Here is a 19,437-nt window from a genome sequence, read left to right as displayed (position 1 = left end):
GTGCCTCGAATCGACGGGCACGCAAATTCTCATTTTTAAGCGGTTCAAGTAGCAGATAACCGGCGACGCCTAATCCAAGCGCAAGATAGTCGAAAGATGAAACAGATCGTAATCGCGTAGGGCGAGAACCCACAGGGCAATAATTCCGACCCCTGCAATCGGCATCGTGCGTCGCGAGAATATGCAGCACGCGATCAGGAGCTGCATCCACGACACCCATTCTGCCGGTGTCTTGAGGTCCGGTGTAAGATAGACGCCACCGACGGCGAAAATGGCGACGAAAAACGCCGCAATAATTGCCCTGATGTATTCGTCCTGCCTGTTCCACAGCGGCGCGGTTGCTGTGTTCAGGCCAGCGATTGCGATCTCGCCGAATTTGCTCTTTTCGACCAACCTTGTAGCGATGAAGAAGACCAGAACAAGTCCAATACCGACCCAGAACCACGGATCTTTCGTTGTGTCAGAAATAGGCTCAGGCCGAGCGCCAACGATGTAGGGCGCAAACCACTTCACATGTGCAAATGCGGTTACGGGTAAGAGGCATGTGATCGACAGGGCGAGAAGAATTGTCTCGCGTGAATTTCGAAGCGTGCTCATGATTGTCACTTCGTTTGAGAGAGAAAGGCCAAGCGAGGCTCGGCCCGGTTTTTTACGCTGCAATCAGTTCATCAGCCGGACCGAAGAACTCGTAATGGATACGATCACTTGCGACTCCGGCTTGAAGCAATCCGTTGACCAGAGACCTCAGGAATGGCTTCGGTCCACAGAGATAAAAATCCGAGGTGAAGAGCGACGTATTTTTGCGCAGCCAGTCGATATTGATAAAACCATCATGGTCGTGAGACAGACCTGCTGCGTCTGAGGCCGAGGGCTCACTGTAGAAGGTTGTCACTGCAACCCGTCCATGCCCGGTTGCAAGTGAACGTACATGCCGGTCCATTGCGTGGGTGGTGCTGTTGAGAGCACCGTGAACGAAATGCGCGCTCAGTTCCGGATAGTCCCTGGCGATTGCTTCGAGCATGCTCACCATCGGTGTAAGGCCAACGCCACCCGACAGAAGCACGACGGGCCGGGCTGGTTCATCCGGCAAGAAGAAGTCGCCGGCAGGAGGTGTCGCCTCCAGAGTGGTGCCAACATGCGCTTCGTCGTGCAGGTATTTTGATCCACCATCGCCGTTTGCCTCGCGCTTGACCGAAATCCGATAAAATTCGTCGTTTGGCCCACAGGAGATCGAATAGTTGCGTTTTACCTGGTTGCCATTCACCGTCAGTCTGAATGTCAGGTACTGACCAGGGCGATGCCTTATCACCTTGCCGCCATCGGTCGGCCGAAGAATGAAAGACGTGACGACCTCACTCTCGGGCAGCTTCTCAACGATCGTGAATTTGCGCCAACCATTCCAACCACCGCTCTGGCTCTCTATGGTATCGCGCAGGTTGGCTTCGCGACCCTTGAGGATGTCGGCCAGAAACCAATAGGCTTCGCCCCAGGCATCAAGAATCTCCGGTGTCGCCGCCTCACCGAGAACATCGCTGATCGCAGCCAGAAGTGCCCGTGCGACATAGGGGTAATGTTCCGGGAGGATGTGATAGCCGATATGCTTATGGGCAATCCGCTCAACAACCGGGGTCAAGACCGCGAGGTTTTCGATGTTCTGCGCGTATCCGAGGATTGCAGCGGCAAGCGCGTGTACCTGCGAGCCACCCTCACCCTGGTTGGCGTGGTTGAACAGGTTTTTGATGTGCTCGTCTTCAAACAGCCTGGCATACATGCGCTTGGTGATTTCGCTGCCATGCGCAGCCAAGGCTGGAACACTGGCTTTCACCAGTTCGATAGTCTGAGGAGAAAGCTGGCGGGACATTCTGTTTCCTTTCTGATTATGCGTTGTGGACCGGAGGCCTGTCGTAGAACTCGATCCTGAGTTTGACCGGGCCTGTCAGAGCGAGGTGGTGTGCTGAGATGGGTGGGATGACTGCGGGTATCCCGGGTTCGATGATTTTCGAGAGGTCCCCTTCGTGATATTGGATGCTGCCTTCCTCGACGCGAATGAGTCCCCATGATCCAGCTTTCAGCGAATGGTCTCGCAACAATGCCGTAGGGAGCGACACTTCATCGAAAAAAGCGGTGGTCCTATAGGGTACTGGCTTGGCGAGCGAGAGAGCCTTGTCCCTAGTCCCTGTCGTCGATGTGCCGAACAGAGCGAAAGAAAACCTGGCTGCGATACGAAACGCCTTGGCCTGCATCTCCTGTGCGACTTCCGGCGCGAGAAGATCGTTTGTCGTTTCTCCCCATAACTCCAGCCAACGGTCAAACATGTCAGGACGGATGAGGTGGGAGTGGATAACGTGCATCGAGAGCGGATTGCCTTTGTAGCGACCGCTTGTCAGCATCAGGGAGGACCAGAAATCCGTCAGCCGGACCATGTGCTCCTCCCAGTCCTGCACGACCGAGAACGGCACCGAAAGGACCGGGTCGGTTCGGACTTTTGTATAAAATGCGTGCAGGACCTCGTTGATTTTGGCTTCCGTCAAACCGCTGGTCATGACCAACCCCTAAAATATGCAACTGAGATACATCTATTCCGTTTTACGAAAACATGCTAACAAAATGCATGTTATTGGCTTAGTCATTTTGACGCAGGCGCCGCCCATGAGACTGACACGCTACACCGACTACGCCATTCGCGTATTGATATACCTTGGTTCACGGGACACAGGCCTGGGTTCGATACGTGACGTCTCGAAAACGTTCGACATTTCCCAAAACCACCTGATGAAAGTCGTGCAGGACTTGGCGGCCAATGGCTTTATAGAAGCTGTTCGCGGTCGTAACGGTGGTATCCGCCTCGCCCGTCCAGCAACCGACATCAATCTCGGAGAGGTTCTAAGGCATACAGAAGGGCTTGATGATCTCTTGGAATGCTCGACCTGCATGATCGCGCCAGCATGCGGCTTGCCGCCCATTCTGTCGGAGGCGATGCAGGCGTTTGTCAGCGTGTTCGATAAATATACGGTCGCTGATCTCGTGCGAAACAAGCAGCACCTGCGAACGCTGCTTGCCGTCGCCTAAAGTATTGAATTGGGCGCGCGAGCCGCCTCACACCTATGTATATCTCGTTTAAAAGCTGTTTTGTCATTAAAATACTCGCATTCGAAAGAGTCGAGGGCAATAAAATGCGAAACTGGAAGTCAAAACACGAAGAGACTGAGGATTCGGCTTATGGATTTGCATTAAATATCGTCGTATTTCTTATATTTTCACTTGCGTCTCTTCTGGCTATTCACGTATCTTCGGCAAAAGACCCGGCAATACGGGTTTACGTTCCTGCAAATAGCGCTATTGCTCTCTCCGAAAAAGCTTCCATCGGAGAGGAGAAAAAATAATGCGCAACACGAGGGCGATCCATCGATTGCCCTACAGTTGCCGTCAGAGGACATACAAACGGGCTGCAAGGATGATGACAGCGCGTTTGCATGTCCAACAGATATCAGGCAGCTGTCTTGATCCAGGCGTCAAAGGTTGTCTCGCCAATTCTATGCGAGTTTACAGGTACCAACGAGGTTGCCTGCAGTTTTGCGCCAAAGTATGCAGCCTCCGGGTCGCCGACAACGGTACGCGTATCTCCCTTGGAAGAAAGATAGGTGCCAATAAGCTTGTTGGTCGGAAATGCTTCAGGCCCCGCCACTTCAACAACGCCATTTGCCGGAGCGTCCACAGCGGCGGCAGCGATAAATCCTGCGACATCGGCGCTGGCAATAGGTTGGATGTAGGCTGTTGAGACCCTGACAACATCACCGGAGGTGGAACTGTAAGCAATCGCATCCAGGAATTCGAGGAACTGCGTCGCTCTTACGATTGTATACGGGACACCCGCGTTTTTGATGATTTCTTCCTGAGCCACCTTCGCACGGAAGGGGCTTGTCGCAAATTCTCCAGTTAACTGGAGAATTTGCGACAAGCCCCTTTAGACCTACCTTACCCACTGCATGCCATCGATCTGGATGTCCTGACCGGTGATGAAATTGGGCTCCGCAGTGGCCAAGAACGTCACGACGCTTGCAACATCCTGAGGGGTTCCCACGCGTCCGAGAGAGATTCCGGCAGCGAGGCTCGTCTCTCGGGCGTCAATCATTGCGTTCGAGCGTTCGGTCTTGATGACACCGGGGCAGACGGCGTTGACGACGATCTCCGGTGCAAGTTCCTTCGCCAGCGCCTTCGTCATGCCGATAATCCCCGCCTTGGCCGCGGTGTAGGAGAACTTGCTGACGGCGCTGGTGACACCGCCGGTATGGGCATTCATCGAAGACATGTTAATGATACGCCCGCCGCCGTTGCGGCGCATGACCGGCACGGTCGGCTGGATGTAGTTGAATGCGCCCTTGAGGTTGATGGCGATCGTATCGTCGAATTCCTGCTCGGAAATTTCCTCGATCCCCTTCGACATCGAGCGGCCGGCATTGTTGAAGAGGACGTCGATACGGCCCCATTGGCGATCGACTTCGGCCGCGATTTCAGCGGCGCGGGCGTGATCGCTGACATCGGCGATGAAGGTCAGCGCCTTTCGGCCGAGTTCGCGAATTTCCGCAGCCGTTCGGGCAAGGTCGTCCTCGATCAGATCGACGGGGGCGATATCGAAGCCGTGGCGGGCAAGATCGAGAGCGCAGGCCCGCCCGATGCCGCGACCGCTCCCGGTGACGATCGCGACTTTTGCTTGTCCGTCAGACACCGGATGCCTCCTTCACGAAGCGGGCGATATCCGCATGGGTGGCGAACCAGACATCGTCATGCGCCTGGATATGCCGGATCAGCTCTTCGAGAATGAATATGCGGGAGCGATAGCCTGTTACATGCGGGTGCATGGTGAGCAGGAAAAGCCCCTTTTCCTGATAGGCGCGGTCGAACTCGCGCTTGAAGATATCGAGAACGGCGGTTGGCGGGGTGTAAGGCCTGAGCGCGGTGAAGCGGTTCATGTTGAAATAGACCGCGTCGTCGCGGATCCATTCGACCGGCAATTCGACCATTCCTGTCGCTTCGCCTTCCTCGATCAGTTCGTAAGGGTCGTCATCCGCCATCAGCGAGGAATCGTAGATCAGACCCAGTTCGCGCTCGATCTCCAGAGTGACCGAGGAGAAATCCCAGGATGGCGTGCGCATGCCGACGGGGCGGATGCCGGTGATCTTTTCCAATGTATCGGCGGCGCGGAAATGCAGTTCGCGCTCCTTTTCCGGCGGAACCTTGGTATTCACCTCATGGATCCAGCCATGCAGGCCGATCTCGTGGCCTTCGGCAATCACGCGCCGCTGTTCGTCGGGATAGAGCAGGGCGGTGACGGCAGGTACGAAGAAGGTCGCTGGCACCGAGGCGGTCGATAGCGTTTCCAGAATACGCGGCACGCCCTTGCGATTGCCATACTGGCCCTGCGACATACGGCCGATGGATTCGCCGCCGTCGCGCAATTCGTTCGTCTCGTGGTCGCTGTCGAAGGAAAGCGCCACTGCGCAGCGGGCACCGCCTTTCCAAGCTTTTGGCTTCAGCGACCGGCCGGCGCGGACCTTTTCGACCTTGCCGCGCCAGATCTGCTCATCCCATTCCCACGGTTCCATATGTCTGATCCTCCAATGATGATTATGCCGCTGTCGGCAAAACGGGGACGGCTGCCAGCAGCCGCTTGGTGTAGTCGTGTTGCGGGTCGTCGTAGATGGCGGCCGCACCGCCTTCTTCGACGATGCGGCCGCGATACATGATCGCTACCCGATCGCAGAGATGACGCACGACCGAGAGATCGTGGCTGATGAAAATCAGCGACAGGTCGAGTTCGGAGCGCAGGCGGATCAGCAGGTTGATGATCTGGGCCTGGATGGACACATCGAGCGAGGCGACCGGCTCGTCGCAGACGACGACATCCGGCTGCATGGCGAGTGCCCGCGCGATCGCGATACGCTGCCGCTGCCCGCCGGAAAACTGGTGCGGGAAACGGTTGGCGAAGGACGGATCGAGCCCGACCGCCGACAGCCATTGCCCGACATAGGCCGGTGCTTCCGCACGCGAGACGAGCTTGTGCGCCAGCGGGCCTTCCGCAACGATGTCGCCCACACGCATGCGGCTGTTGAGAGAGGCGAACGGGTCCTGAAAGATGGTCTGAACGCGGGTGGTGACCTTGCGCGGACTGCGGCCACCGCTCATCACCGGCTTGCCAGCCAGACGAATCGTACCGGACGTCGGCACGGTAATTCCTGCCGCCATGCGCCCGAGCGTCGACTTGCCGGAGCCGGATTCACCAACAAGGCCAAGCACCTCGCCGCGTTGCAGCGTGATCGACACGCCATCCACAGCCTGCACGACTGCCTGAGGCTGGGCGAGGCCGGAGCGGATCGCCAGGTTCTTGAACAAGCCGGCCGGTTTTTCGAAGCGTTTGACTGCAGTATCGATCACCAGATACGGGCTGCCGAGTGGAGGCAACTCGCCTGTTGCGGTCTTCCGGGACGGCGGGGTGGCATCCGCAATACCACTGCCGCGCAACAGAAGTTCACCCGGTTTTGCCCGTGAGGGCAGGGCATCGAGCAACGCCTTGGTGTAATCGTGCTGTGGTCTGGTCAGCACGCCGAGCGCAGGCCCGATCTCGACAATCTTGCCGAAACGCATGACGGCCACCCGGTCGGCAATCGAGGAGACGGTTGCCAGATCATGGCTGATCCAGATCAGCGCCGTACCGAGTTCGGCGACGAGCTCCTTCATCTCCGTCAGGATTTCCGCCTGGATCGAGACATCCAGTGCGGTCGTGGGTTCATCGCAGATAATGAGCTTGGGGTGATGGAGAAGAGCGATCGCAATCGCCACACGCTGGCGCATGCCGCCGGAAAACTGGTGTGGGAAAAAATCGACCTTGCGCTCGGGCTCTGTGATGCGAACCTGCGCCAGCGCCTTGATGGCCCTTTCACGTGCTTCCGCCGCCCCGATCTTTTCATGGGCTTCGAGCGCGAGCTTGATCTGGGTGCCGATGCTGAGTACCGGGTTCAGCGTCATCATCGGATCCTGGAAAACCATGGAAATGGTCTTGCCGCGGATCTTGCGCAATTCATGCGGTTGAAGCCCGATCAGTTCACGGCCTTCAAGCTTGATCTCGCCCTCGACGATCCGGCCGGGTTCATCGATCAGGCCGATGATGGAAAAGCCGGTGATAGACTTTCCCGAGCCGGATTCACCGACGAGGCCGAGAACTTCGCCGGGAGCCAATGAGAAGGAGACGCCATCGACGGCCTTGACCTCGCCCCTTCCACTTGGGAACCAGGTGCGAAGGTTGGAAACTTTGAGGAGCGGTGCGGTGGTTTCTGCGGTCATCGGCGAAGCCTCGGGTTAAGCTGGTCGCGGATCTGGTCGCCAACGAGATTGAGCGAAACGATGAACAGGATCAGCGCCACGCCGGGATAGATCGAGATCCAGTAACGGCCGGAAAGCAGATACTGAAAACCGTTGGCAATCAGCATGCCGAGCGACGGTTCGGTGGGCGGCAGACCGACGCCAAGGAAGGACAAGGTCGCCTCCAGCGAAATGGCGCTGGCCACCTGCACCGTCGCAACCACGATCAGCGGCGGCAGGGAGTTTGGCAGGATGTGGCGCAGCACCACCCTGAACGGAGACAGCGGAATGGAGAGGGCGGCCTCGACATAATCCTTTTGCCGTTCGGCGGATGCGGCACCGTGCGCGGTGCGGGCGAAATAGGCATATTGGGCGAAGATCAGCGCGAGAATAAGCTGATAACGGCCTTGCCCGAGAATGGCGGCAATGACGAAGGCGAGCAGGATCGCCGGAAACGAAAGCTGAAGATCGACAATACGCATGACGAGGCTTTCGAAGCGTCCGCCGATATAGGCGGCAGCGCAGCCGACCACTGCGCCGATGACGAGCGCGATACCGCCGGCTATCACGCCCATCTGCAGCGAGATGCGCAGCCCGTAGATAATGGCCGACAAGAGGTCGCGCCCTTGCGAATCCGTGCCGAGCCAATGGGTGTATCCGCCCGTGCCGACATAACCCGGCGGCCTCCGTGCATCACGCAGCACGAGATGGGCGAGGTCGTAAGGGTCTTGAGGGGTTATCAGCGGAGCGATGAGCGCGATGAAGACGATCAGGCTGACAATGACGGCTGCGACGGCCGCGACCTTGTTGCGTCTGAATTCTTCAAGGAACCGGGAAAATGGTGTGTCGCGCATCAGGCTCTTCCCTTCCGCAGGCGCGGGTCGAGCAGCGCATAGGTGAGGTCGACCACGAGATTGATGACGATGAACAGCATGGCGACCAGCATCAGGTATGCGACCATGACGGGTCGATCGAGCGAGGTGATACTGTCGATGATGAGCTTGCCGAGGCCGGGCCAGGAAAAGATCGTTTCCGTGACGACCGCGAAGGCAAGTGTGGAACCGAGTTCGAGGCCGAAAACGGTGACCAGCGGAATGGAAATCAGCCTCAGCACATGGCGGCTGAGAATAGTGAATTCTGAAATGCCGGCCGCACGGGCAAATTTGACCGTGTCGCTCAGCATCAGTTCGCGCGTGCCGGCGCGTGCCAGGCGGATCATCAGCGAAAACTTGAAAAGCGCGAGGTTGAGCGCCGGCAGGATCATGTGCGACAGGCCGTCTGCCGTCAGGAAGCTGAAATCGACGCCGAACAGGTTTACAGTGTCGCCGCGGCCACCGGCCGGCATGCAGCCGCATTGCACGGCAAACAGCATGATCAGCATCAGGCCGAACCAGAAGGTGGGTACGGAAAAGCCGAGAATGGACAGCGCCATGATGGCACGCGAGACCGGGCTGTGCGGCCGATAGCCGGCATACATGCCGATCGGAATACCGACGAGGCTGGCGAAGAGGACGGCGGCCAGCGTCAGTTCCAGCGTCGCCGGCAGGCGCGACAGGATCAGTTCGCTGACCGGCATGTTATAAACGAAGGACCGGCCGAAATCGCCTTCAAACACGCGGCCGAGAAAGCCGAAATATTGCTGCCAGAGCGGCAGGTCCAATCCGTACTGCGCGATAACGGCGGCGCGGATGTCCTGTGTCGCATCCGGCGAGATCAATACGTCGATCGGATTGCCGACGGCATAAACGCCGCAGAAAACCAGCGCCGACATGGCCAGCACGACGACTGCCGCCTGCCAGAGCCTTTGCAAGATGAAGCCCAACATGTGTTCCCGTTCTCCCGTCTTCTGCGGGTTCAAAATGCGGCGCGCATTCGCGCGCCGTTGATGGTGGCGTTCAGTGCCAGTCGTTTTCCAGAAGCTCGCGGGTCTCTTCGACCGCGACTTCCCAGATCGCCAGCATGTCCTCGTCCAGGCGCTGGTAGAGGCCGTGATAGTTGCCATCTCCGAGAAGCGTGCGCTTGCGGGCGGTGTCGACCCGCGCAAGCGCTGCAAAATCGACCCGCGGTTTCTGTGTCGATGGCTGGCGCGGATCGTCGGTGCGCGTCCATGGGAAATTTTCCATCCAGGATGCGTGCGAGGCGGCCGGATCGGTTTCGAGGACTTTCGCCATCGTTTTCGGCGCGCGCCACCAGTCGTGGAATTTCACCGATGCGTCCGGATGGTCGTTCAGCCATTCGGAAATCACCGTCGTTGCCGGCGTGTTGCCGCCGTGGCCGTTGACCACGAGGATCCGGCGGAAGCCGGAACGATACATGCTGTCGAGAAGATCGCGGATGACGCCGATATAGGTCGCAAGCGACAGGGTCAGCGTGCCGGGGAAGCTCGCGAAGGAGGAGGCAAGACCGTAAGGTATTGCCGGAAAGACCGGAACACCCAGCGGTTCGGCCGCGTCGACGGAGACTTTTTCCGCCAGGATCGTGTCGGTCGCGAGGCTCAAATAAGCATGTTGCTCGACGCTTCCGATAGGCAGGATGCAGCGATCGTCACCGGCAGCTCGCGCCTCCACTTGCATCCAGTTCATGTCCGCGATCTTCACTTCAACAATCTCCATTCCTAGGTTCGGTCCATATGCGCAAAGAAGTTGCGGAAAACGGCCGAGGCGCACAAATTTTGTGCTTTGCATCCCTTTGTTCAGGGAAGTGCAAAGTTCCATACGGTACTAAAAAAAGAAATTGACAGCCAATTAATGCGGTGTCAAGTTCCACATGGGACTAATTTGAAATTGAGCGGGAAGTCGAAGCGTGGGCGAAACAGACGAAAAGGCGCTGGATAATCTGTTGCGGGAAGGTGGGCTGGCGGCTGCCGGAAATCGACGGGTTGAAGACATCGTCTCCGTCAAGCTCTGGCAAAATCCCTGCTGGCTTTCGTTCCGCATCAATTTTCTGGCGCTGCAATTCAATGAGCCGATCTATCGCCGGATCGAGAAGGAGCACGGGCTGCCACGTCCCGAATTCGTCGTGCTCTATTCGCTTGGCCTGTCTGACGGGCTGACGGCAAGCGCCATCTGCAGTTCCTCGGGCTTCCCCAAGAATACGATCAGCCGGGCGATCCAGAAGCTGATCGACAAGAACATCATCCGCCGCGAGATCGACCAGGCGGACTTGAGAAGCTTCGTCCTCTACATCACGGACGAAGGCAAACGCATCGTCGATCAGGCCATGCAGCCGATGGTGGAGCGGGAAAAGGTCATGACCTCCGCGCTGACGCCAGCCGAACAGCTGATGCTGTCGGAACTGCTCGCCAAGATTGTCGTGGATTCCCCCAATTGGCCATCAATAACAAATATAGAGGAGAACGGAGAATGATTATTTCCAAGACATTTCGCACTCTTACGCTGGCGGCAGTGCTGCTCGGCGGTGTTTCCGGCGCAGCTATCGCGGCCGATCTGACAATCGGCGTGCGGGCAGGCCCGTTGTCCATCGATCCAGACTTCACCGCAGCCGGAACTCATGCCGAAGCGATGAAGCATATCTACGATTCTTTGATCAAGTCGGGCAACAATCTTGAACTGGAACCGGGCCTTGCCACGTCCTGGACGGCGATCGACGACACTACCTGGGAATTCAAGCTGCGCCAGGGCGTGAAATTCCATGACGGTTCCGATTTCACCGCGGAAGACGTCAAGTTCTCGATCGAGCGCATTCCGAAGGTCGCCGGTCCCAACCCGACCACCATCTATGTCCGCCGCGTTGCCGGCACCGAGATCGTCGATCCCTACACGATCCGGGTAAAGACCGATGGCCCGGCGCCGAACCTGCCGAACGATTTCATTCGTCTCTTCGTCGTGTCGCATGTCGCTGCCAAGGATTATTCCGACAGCGCTGAAAAAGCGGCTGAAGGCTTCAACTCGGGCAAGGCGGCGATCGGCACCGGTCCCTACAAGTTCGTCTCATGGACGCCGAAGGAACAGCTCGTGCTGGAAAGCTTCGAGGGCTACTGGGGCGGCAAGGAGCCATGGGATAAGGTCATCCGCAAGGAAATCCCGAATGATGCCGCCCGCGTTGCACAGTTGAAGGCCGGGCAGGTAGATCTGATCGCCCGCATTCCCGCGTCGGACGTGCCGACGCTAGAGACCGATAGCAAGCTCAGCATCGTTCGCCAGGATAGCGTCTACCTGTTCAATATCGCCTTCGACTTCCGCGAAAAGCCGCCGCAGGTCACGGCCAAGGACGGTTCGCCGCTGCCGAAAAACCCCTTCCTCGACCCGAAGGTTCGTGAGGCTTTCGATCTCGCCATCGATCGCGAAACGATCACCGAGATCGCCATGGAAGGCATGGGGACCGTGCAGTCGCAGCTCGTGACGCCCAATATCTTCGGTTACAATCCGGATGTGAAGGCGCCGGCGTCGGATGTTGAGAAGGCCAAGAAGCTGCTGGCCGAAGCCGGTTATCCGGACGGGTTCAAAGTCGTGTTCAGCTTCACCAACGACCGCTTGCCCGGTGACAGGGATACCGGCACGACGATTGCCCAAATGCTGACCGCGATCGGCATTCAGGTCGAAGCCAATGCACAGCCGGGCGCGGTCTATTTCCCTGCAAACACCCGCGGCGATTATTCGCTGACCATGTCAGGCTGGGGCACGCTGACGGGTGAAGCGAACTACACGCTGTCCTCGCTCGTCCACACCAACGATCCGGCAACGAAGTTCGGCGCCTTCAACATCCGCGGTTACTCCAATCCCGCGATGGACAAGCTGATCGAGGACGCTGCCGTAGAGATGGATGCCAAGAAGCGTGAGCAGCTGCTCAAGGATGCCAACGCGCTCGTATCGACGGATCGGCCCAACCTCTCGATTGCCTCGATCATCTCTGCCTGGGGAATGAAAAAAGCGATCACGATCACACCACGTTCGGATGAAGACACGCTCGCAATGAACATCCGCCCGGCAAAATAGGAACCGGAAACGAGAACTAAAGGCCGGGCATTTTGCAGGTCGCAGACAGGGACAGACGATGAACAGGATTGCACTCGCCATTCACGGTGGCTGCGGGGTTATGGCGAAGCTCGATCTGAGTGAGGAGGAATGGGCGGCTGCCCGTGCAGACCTTCATCGCTCGTTGCAGGCTGGTTGGGCAGTGCTGGATACCGGCGGTTCTGCGCTTGACGCGGTTCAGGCCGCCGTTGTCGTTATGGAAAACAGCCCGCATTTCAATGCCGGTTACGGGGCGGCGCTAAATACCGATGGCGAGCATGAGCTCGATGCATCGATCATGGATGGAAGAACATTGGAGGCGGGCGCCGTAACACTCGCCAAACGCATCCGCAATCCGATCAAGGCGGCGCGGCGTGTTATGGAAAAGGGCGAGGCTGTTCTTCTTGGAGGCGCAAGCGCGGACGCATTCGCACAGGCCGAAGGCCTCGATATCGTTGATCCCGACTATTTCACCACCGAGCGCCGCGTGAAGGCACTGGCAGCAATGAAGGCGCATGCTGCAGCCGGGACGGCGGTCAAAGCGAGCGAGGCAGAAAAACACGGTACGGTCGGGGCGGTGGCGCTGGACCGCGATGGCCATCTGGCTGCTGCAACATCCACCGGGGGCTACAACAACAAGCCGGTCGGCCGCATCGGAGACACGCCGATCGTTGGAGCGGGAACCTATGCGCGCGATGGTGTCTGCGCGGTTTCCGGCACAGGCAAAGGCGAGTTTTTCATCCGTTATGCAGTCGGACATGAGATCGCGAGCCGAATGAACTATCTCGGCGAAAACCTGAAGAAGGCTGCGAGTAAGGTTATTATGGAGGATCTCAAGCCTCACAACATCGGTGCCGGACTGGTTGCTGTCGCCGCCGATGGTTCGATCGCCGCCCCTTACAATACTGACGGAATGTTTCGTGGCTGGGTTACCCCGGACGGCCAGTTTTTTGTTGCCACGCATCGCGCAGTTTTCGCGCTCGCGAGCCCTTAAGCTCCGTCGCCTTCCGCGACAGAAGCTGAAGGTCTTTTTGCAATTGGCTTCAGCAGGCATATTGCCCGGCATTTCCTTTTCCTGGTGAATTGTGGCAAGGCTACCAGACCCGCGATCATGAGGACCTGGAGTTCTGCATACTTTCCGAGGATATCGATCTTTTTCGCGCCCAGTTACCCGAGCTAGATTTGTTCGAGGTCCATAACGGCATTTTTGCTTACCTCGCACCTGAAATGAGGCCTCGACCAGAGACCTACCAATTGTGGGGAGCCGACACGACCAACGCTTGCTGGCGAATAGACATGATGATCGAACATGGCACCCCGGAAATCTGGATTTATAAGCGCGCCCCGTCGTTCCGTTTGCCTAGATCGACTGTCGTTCGAAAAACACCATCGGGAATTCCTTATCTCGCTCGTGCTCTCGTCCTTTTGTTTAAGGCAAAACACATTCGGCCTAAAGATGCTGCAGACTTCCAGGCTGCGTTGCCGAAGCTCCTCGTTCAGGAAAAAGCCGACCTGCGATGTTGGCTGGAGGCGATGTATCCCGGACATGAATGGATCACACAGCTTTAAAGAAAGGCAGGATGACCGCTTCTATTCGGTTTGCCGTTCGTGCAATGACCGCAATTGGCGCTTCGCGGCCTAAGCTTCCGCCTTAAAAACGGTTCGGACCTATTACCCCCTCAGGCGGGGCCACTCGTTTAAAAATAGCGAAACGGCCGATCGCCTTGGAGCGACCGGCCTACTACGGGTCGGAGAATTACTGCGCCGCTTCCTCGATGAGGTCTGCCACGGCCTGTGGCTGCGAGACCATGACGACGTGCGAGGCGGCCTCCACAACGACGGTGTTCTTCGATCCGGCTCGCTCGGCCATGAAGCCAAGTGCCTGAGCCGGGATGTTCTTGTCGCCATCGCCGTAGATGAAGTAGGAGGGCAGCGCCTTCCAAGCTGGCTTGCCGGATTTTTCCGTCAGAGCAGCCTCAGTGATGGGTCGCTGACCGGCTGCCATGAGTGCGGCGTTATCCACGCTGACGTCATGGGCAAACTGCTCATGGAACTTCGCCTGATCAATGGAGAGGTCGGTGTTGCCATCGGCAAGCTTTACCGGCGCCGCAAGGGCTTGGCCGAGTGTGCCGCCGGGGAACTTGCCGGCCAGATCAGCGGCGGCCTCACCTTCATCCGGGGCGAAAGCGGCTACATAGACCAGCGACTTGACGTTATCGCGGCCGTTCGCCGCCGTGGTGATCACCTGCCCACCATAGGAATGGCCGACAAGCACGACCTGGCCTTCGATGCTTGCGACGATATCGGAGACGTAGGCAGCATCGGTTGACACGCTGCGCAGTGGATTGGCGGCGGCAACGACGCGGTAGCCGTCCTTCTGCAGGATCTTGGTGACACCATTCCAGCTCGAGGAGTCGGCAAAGGCTCCATGCACGAGAACGATGGTGGGCTTGGCAGGTTGAGCCGATGCGGTACCAGAGACCAGAGCGCCGGCGACGGCAAGGCTTGCAACAAACTTGGACATGATTTTTCCTTCTCTCAGTGTGAGGGTTTTGAAGATAGGTGGTGAGTGGTGGGGTTGGTGAAGTGTGGATGGTCAGCTACGGATGAAGGCGAGAACGTCAGCGTTGAAGCGATCGGCCTCAGTCTCTGCCAGTCCATGAGAACCGCCTGCATAGATCTTGAGGGTGGCGTCAGCGACGATTTCAGCAGCCAGGTGGGCCGAAGCCTCGATTGGCACGATCTGGTCGTCATCGCCATGGATGATCAGCGTCGGGCGGTCGATGCTCTTCAGGTCCTGCGTATAATCAACCTCTGAAAACTCCCGGATGCAGTCATACTGACCTTTGATCCCGCCCTGCAGACCCATGTGGCGGAAGTTCTCCCGCAGACCTTCATTGGTAGCGACGCCTTCCCGGTTGAAGCCGTAGAAGGGGATGGTCAGATCGAAGAAGAACTGGGAACGGTTCTTCGCGGTGTTCTCGCGGATGTTGTCGAACACTTCCATGGGCGTGCCGTGGGGATTGTCTGCCGTCTTTAGCATCAGCGGCGGAACCGCGCCGACGAGAACCACTTTGGCAACGCGTGCGGTGCCATGGCGGCCGATGCAATGGGAGACTTCACCGCCGCCGGTAGAATGGCCAACCAGGATCAGGTCGGAGAGGTCAAGTGCCTCGATCAGTTCGGCCAGATCGTCAGCATACTGGTCCATGTTGTTGCCATCGAAGGTCTGGTCGGACCGACCATGGCTGCGACGGTCATGGGCGATAGCCCGGAAGCCATTCTGGCTGAAGAACAGCATCTGCTGGTCCCAGGCGTCCGACGACAGCGGCCAGCCATGGGCGAAGAGGATCGGTTGGCCAGTTCCCCAGTCCTTGTAGAAGAGGTTGGTCCCGTCGGTAGTGGTGAAGGTAGACATCTTAATCCTCTGATAATAATTTGTACGCAATTCGTTTGTACACGATTTATATACCCGCTGCCTTTGCGCCTGTCAACAGCTTGCAATTAAATCGTACACAAATTATTTTAAGCCAAAGGAGATTGCTATGAATACGAAACCGTTTGACGCCTCCGACAAAAGCCCCGAAGTCACCGAATTGCTGTGCTTCTCACTGTATTCGGCGAGCCATGCCTTCACCCAGCTCTACAGGCCACTGCTGGACAAGTTGGGGCTGACCTATCCCCAGTATCTAGTAATGATGGCGCTCTGGCATCGAGACGGCCAAACCGTGAAGGAGCTAGGGAAGACACTATTTCTTGACTCCAGCACCCTCACGCCGTTGCTCAAGCGCCTGGAAGCGGCGGGCCTGATCACCAGAACCCGCAACCCGAGGGATGAACGCGAGGTTCTGATTCACCTGACGCAAGAAGCAAATGAGCTGAGAACGAACGCTGCAGACGTTGGGCGCTGCATTGAGGAAACTGTGGGAATGGATGCCGAGACTGTGCGAGCAATCAAAGATTCAGTCGAGACCATACGTGATAAGATCAAACCGTAGAGCCGGCTGGACGCGAAGGCGATGCAATCCGAAAACGCGATGACCACCTCCTATCACGTCAACCTGATACGGTGGTTCCTAATACGGCCACGTCAGGGTGATCCGGAGACTGTTCTTCACGAGTGCCCTCACCTCGCTCCCACCACTCGCCCAATGCACCGATGAGCGACACCAGTCGCTCTCCAGCGGGAGTTACCTCATACTCGACGGGGAGAGGATAGCCGTCGAATTAGGTCCGGCGACGACCGGCCATTGACCTCATAACAAAACAGCCATGACCGCTATTGGCGCAAAGCAGTCGCTGCGACTGGGGTCAGAACAAGAGCAGTCCGAAATCGTACGCTAGGGCCGAACGAAACCGGAACGATGTTGTAGATCGGATGTGCAGCATCCGGATCTCTGTGGATTGCCGTCGACATGCGCCAGTTTTGATTTCCCTGTCCGGTCCGACTCGACAACGCTTCACACAGGTTGGTCGTTAATGGAGTCGGGCGATGGCAAAGCGCAAACTTCTCAAAGATCAAGATCGCCGGAAGCTTTTCGATATCCTAGTCGACGAGGACAGCTTCATCCGCCACTATTTGTTGTCATCGGCGGATCGCCTGGAGATTGAACTGCGGAGACGTAATCACAATCGTCTCGGCTTTGCCATCCAGCTATGTCTGATGCGATACCCGGGTCGAGTGCTTGGAGCAGAAGAAACTCCGCCTCGCGCCATGCTGAAGTATGTTGCTGATCAGATCGGCGCCGCTCCAGGCGAATTTGCCCTCTATGCACGTCGTGAAGAAACCCGTCGGGATCATATGGCGCGGCTAATGGTCTATCTGAATACGAGAAGCGCGACTCTGCAAGATCGCCGCGTCGCGCTATTGGCGGCAGTTCAAGCGGCGACCATGTCCGGCGACGGTGCTGCGATAGCCAGTTCGATTGTCGCCGCGCTTCGCGAACGCGGAGCTCTTCTGCCGGCGATCGATACGATCGAACGCATCGGCCTTGCCGGCCGTGCCATTGCTCGCCGCCGGGCAGAAAAAACTCTGATTGAAAACATCCCGCTCGATAGGCTTCAATCACTGGATAGGCTGTTAGAGGTTGACCCGTCGATCGGCCAGACGCGCTTTCATTGGCTGCGCTCGGCGCCAGAAGCGCCGGCTGCGTCGAACCTCGTCGGGCTGACCGAGCGGATAACTTTTCTACGGCGGCTGGAGATCGATTCGGAACTGCAGGCGTGCGTATCATCTGGACGGTGGGACCAGATGATCCGGGAGGGCAACGCAACGCCAGCCTGGCTTGCCAACGACTTCAACACCAGCCGTCGCCACGCTCTGATCGTGGCTCAAGTCATCAAGCTTGGCCAGAAGCTCACGGACGATGCTGTGACGATGTTCATCAAACTGATGGGCAAGTTGTTCTCGCAAGCCAACAATCGGAAGAAGCAGCGGCAGATGGACTGCAGAGCGAACACCGCCAAAGCGCTGCGCATGTTTCTGGATACGATCACCGCCCTACAGTCTGCCAACGACCATGGTCGGAATGCGTTAGATGTTCTCGACCAAAGGGTCGGCTGGGACCGGCTGCTTCGGATGAAGCCTGAGCTCGAGTCGATGGTCGACGACAACGAGGCGCCATCGCTGATCGTAGCGGCCGAGCAATATGCGACCGTCCACAAATATGCTGGTGCGTTCCTTCTAGCCTTCACGTTCCGCTCAGCGCGTCGCCACGATCCACTTCTAGCGGCAGTTGCGCTGCTGAAACGGCTTTATGCCGAGATGCGGCGGACACTCCCGGATCGCGTGCCGCTCACTCACCTCAGCCAAACTGATCGACGGCTTATCTTCGAACAAGGAAAACCCGATCGCCGTCTGTACGAAATCGCGACGCTCGCTGCTTTACGAGACCGGCTTAGATCTGCGGAGATCTGGGTCGCTGGCAGCCGATCTTTCCGGCCCATCGATGAGCATCTGATGCCGCGGTCGACATTCATCACGATGAAGGACGAAGATCGTCTCGGTTTGGGGGTCCAGAGCGACGGCGCGCAGTGGCTTGCCGAAGCGCGTCAGATGCTCGACTTCAACCTGACGCGTTTGGCGCACAGAGCACGATCCGGAAAGCTCGAGGGCGTTCGTCTCGAGGCAGGAACCTTGATTGTCACGCCAACCGCCAGCGAAGTCCCCCCGGCCGCCGAGGAACTGAATGCCGAGGTCAGCGACATGTATCCGTTGGTGGAGGTTCCCGACTTGCTAAGGGAGGTGCATGAATGGACCGGGTTTGCAGATTCATTCACGCATGTTCGCACCGGCGACGTCCCGAAAAATGTCTCTGCCATGCTGGCGGGAGTCCTGGCCGATGCTACGAACCTCGGCCCAAAGCGAATGGCGGGCGCATCCAAGGGGATCAGCGCTCATCAGATTGGTTGGATGCGCGCATTCCATGCTCGATCGGAGACTTACCGCGCGGCGCAAGCGTGCATCACCGAGTCCCACACCCAGCATCCGCATTCCCGCCTTTGGGGCAATGGCACAACGTCATCGTCCGATGGCCAATTCTTCCGTGCGAGCGATCGTGCTGCAAAGCGCGGTGACATCAACTTGCATTACGGCAGCGTGCCAGGATCGAAATTCTATAGCCATCTGTCAGATCAGTACGGCTACTTCAGTATTTTGCCCATCAGTCCAACCGAAAGCGAGGCGGTCTATGTGCTCGATGGGCTCTTCGATCAGGACACGGTCCTCGACATCCAAGAACACTTTACCGACACGGGCGGTGCCAGTGATCATATCTTCGGGCTGTTCGCCCTGATCGGAAAGCGGTTCTCACCGCGACTACGCAATCTCAAAGACCGGAAGTTCCATACGTTTGAAAAGAGCGGCGCATATCCGGCGCTGTCGAACCATATCGGGACGCCGATTAATGCCAATCTGATCCTCGATCATTGGGACGACCTGCTCCATCTCGCGGCGTCGATCACGACACGGTCCGTGGTGCCGTCTACGATCCTCAAGAAACTGTCCGCGTCTTCAAGGCAGAGCCATCTCGCGAGGGCGCTCCGCGAACTCGGCCGTATCGAAAGGTCGCTCTGAACCGCACCGGCTTTGCCGGAGACCGTTTGGTTT

Annotated in this window: 18 protein-coding genes and 1 pseudogene; 7 read left to right on the top strand and 12 right to left on the bottom strand. The window is 57.8% G+C overall.

Features of this window, described 5'->3' with window-relative positions:
- Nucleotides 1–69: 69 nt before the first annotated feature.
- Genes PL597_RS15350 through PL597_RS15340 form a run of 3 tightly spaced genes read right to left on the bottom strand, consistent with a single transcriptional unit; the run spans nt 70 to nt 2,543 of the window.
- On the bottom strand, nt 70–660 hold the full coding sequence (locus PL597_RS15350; RefSeq protein WP_271365604.1) for a hypothetical protein: 591 nt from the start codon (nt 658–660) through the stop codon (nt 70–72).
- Entirely contained in the window at nt 650–1,861 is a 1,212-nt protein-coding gene (gene hmpA, locus PL597_RS15345) for an NO-inducible flavohemoprotein (RefSeq protein WP_271365602.1), read from the bottom strand. Before hmpA ends, PL597_RS15350 begins: the two co-directional genes overlap by 11 nt.
- Nucleotides 1,862–1,877: 16 nt before the next feature.
- Complete coding sequence (locus tag PL597_RS15340; RefSeq protein ID WP_271365600.1) at nt 1,878–2,543, bottom strand: DUF1971 domain-containing protein; 666 nt, start codon at nt 2,541–2,543, stop codon at nt 1,878–1,880.
- A 106-nt stretch (nt 2,544–2,649) separates the two neighbouring features.
- Between PL597_RS15340 and PL597_RS15335 the strand changes: the two genes are divergently transcribed.
- Complete coding sequence (locus tag PL597_RS15335; protein WP_271365599.1) at nt 2,650–3,069, top strand: Rrf2 family transcriptional regulator; 420 nt, start codon at nt 2,650–2,652, stop codon at nt 3,067–3,069.
- A 418-nt stretch (nt 3,070–3,487) separates the two neighbouring features.
- Here PL597_RS15335 and PL597_RS15330 read toward each other — a convergent pair whose 3' ends face one another.
- From PL597_RS15330 to PL597_RS15300, 7 genes are all read right to left on the bottom strand, one after another.
- On the bottom strand, nt 3,488–3,958 hold the full coding sequence (locus PL597_RS15330) for a hypothetical protein (protein ID WP_271365598.1): 471 nt from the start codon (nt 3,956–3,958) through the stop codon (nt 3,488–3,490).
- 12 nt (nt 3,959–3,970) lie between these two features.
- Nucleotides 3,971–4,726, bottom strand: a complete 756-nt coding sequence (locus PL597_RS15325) for an SDR family NAD(P)-dependent oxidoreductase (protein WP_037094428.1) — start codon at nt 4,724–4,726, stop codon at nt 3,971–3,973.
- On the bottom strand, nt 4,719–5,603 hold the full coding sequence (locus PL597_RS15320) for a polysaccharide deacetylase family protein (protein WP_107341819.1): 885 nt from the start codon (nt 5,601–5,603) through the stop codon (nt 4,719–4,721). The genes PL597_RS15325 and PL597_RS15320 overlap by 8 nt, the downstream gene beginning before the upstream one ends.
- A gap of 22 nt (nt 5,604–5,625) precedes the next feature.
- A complete protein-coding gene (locus PL597_RS15315; protein WP_271365597.1) occupies nt 5,626–7,338 on the bottom strand; it encodes a dipeptide ABC transporter ATP-binding protein in 1,713 nt (570 codons plus the stop codon).
- Nucleotides 7,335–8,210 (bottom strand): ABC transporter permease, encoded by an 876-nt coding sequence (locus PL597_RS15310; protein WP_107341817.1) that lies wholly within the window; start codon nt 8,208–8,210, stop codon nt 7,335–7,337. Before PL597_RS15310 ends, PL597_RS15315 begins: the two co-directional genes overlap by 4 nt.
- Nucleotides 8,210–9,181, bottom strand: coding sequence for an ABC transporter permease (locus tag PL597_RS15305; protein WP_172873230.1), 972 nt, complete (start codon nt 9,179–9,181; stop codon nt 8,210–8,212). Before PL597_RS15305 ends, PL597_RS15310 begins: the two co-directional genes overlap by 1 nt.
- 70 nt (nt 9,182–9,251) lie before the next feature.
- Nucleotides 9,252–9,968 (bottom strand): creatininase family protein, encoded by a 717-nt coding sequence (locus tag PL597_RS15300; protein WP_333781947.1) that lies wholly within the window; start codon nt 9,966–9,968, stop codon nt 9,252–9,254.
- Between the two features lie 190 nt (nt 9,969–10,158).
- Between PL597_RS15300 and PL597_RS15295 the strand changes: the two genes are divergently transcribed.
- The 4 genes from PL597_RS15295 (at nt 10,159) to PL597_RS15280 (ending at nt 13,898) form a co-directional block, all read left to right on the top strand.
- Nucleotides 10,159–10,722 carry a MarR family winged helix-turn-helix transcriptional regulator gene (locus PL597_RS15295; protein ID WP_234823842.1) on the top strand — a complete coding sequence of 188 codons (564 nt, stop codon included), beginning with the start codon at nt 10,159–10,161 and terminating at the stop codon, nt 10,720–10,722.
- On the top strand, nt 10,719–12,311 hold the full coding sequence (locus tag PL597_RS15290) for an ABC transporter substrate-binding protein (protein WP_107341815.1): 1,593 nt from the start codon (nt 10,719–10,721) through the stop codon (nt 12,309–12,311). Before PL597_RS15295 ends, PL597_RS15290 begins: the two co-directional genes overlap by 4 nt.
- 58 nt (nt 12,312–12,369) lie before the next feature.
- Nucleotides 12,370–13,323, top strand: coding sequence for an isoaspartyl peptidase/L-asparaginase family protein (locus PL597_RS15285; RefSeq protein WP_271365594.1), 954 nt, complete (start codon nt 12,370–12,372; stop codon nt 13,321–13,323).
- A gap of 302 nt (nt 13,324–13,625) precedes the next feature.
- Entirely contained in the window at nt 13,626–13,898 is a 273-nt protein-coding gene (locus PL597_RS15280; protein ID WP_197496965.1) for a hypothetical protein, read from the top strand.
- A 187-nt stretch (nt 13,899–14,085) separates the two neighbouring features.
- Here PL597_RS15280 and PL597_RS15275 read toward each other — a convergent pair whose 3' ends face one another.
- Together PL597_RS15275 and PL597_RS15270 are read right to left on the bottom strand one after the other, a co-directional pair.
- The gene (locus tag PL597_RS15275; RefSeq protein WP_271365592.1) at nt 14,086–14,853 is read right to left on the bottom strand and encodes an alpha/beta fold hydrolase; all 768 of its coding nucleotides are present in this window, start codon (nt 14,851–14,853) and stop codon (nt 14,086–14,088) included.
- Nucleotides 14,854–14,925: 72 nt separating this feature from the next.
- On the bottom strand, nt 14,926–15,747 hold the full coding sequence (locus PL597_RS15270; RefSeq protein WP_271365591.1) for an alpha/beta fold hydrolase: 822 nt from the start codon (nt 15,745–15,747) through the stop codon (nt 14,926–14,928).
- Between the two features lie 127 nt (nt 15,748–15,874).
- On the opposite strand from PL597_RS15270, the gene PL597_RS15265 reads away from it, so the two are divergent.
- A complete protein-coding gene (locus PL597_RS15265) occupies nt 15,875–16,327 on the top strand; it encodes a MarR family winged helix-turn-helix transcriptional regulator (protein ID WP_037094454.1) in 453 nt (150 codons plus the stop codon).
- A 494-nt stretch (nt 16,328–16,821) separates the two neighbouring features.
- Nucleotides 16,822–19,401, top strand: a pseudogene (locus PL597_RS15255) (Tn3 family transposase); the annotation flags it as partial.
- Nucleotides 19,402–19,437 lie beyond the last annotated feature (36 nt).

This window comes from Agrobacterium sp. ST15.13.013, from assembly GCF_027956525.1.
In the GTDB taxonomy this organism is placed as follows: domain Bacteria; phylum Pseudomonadota; class Alphaproteobacteria; order Rhizobiales; family Rhizobiaceae; genus Agrobacterium; species Agrobacterium salinitolerans.
The sequence above is the reverse complement of the archived record's forward strand: the minus strand, read 5'-3'. Positions and strand labels throughout refer to the sequence as shown.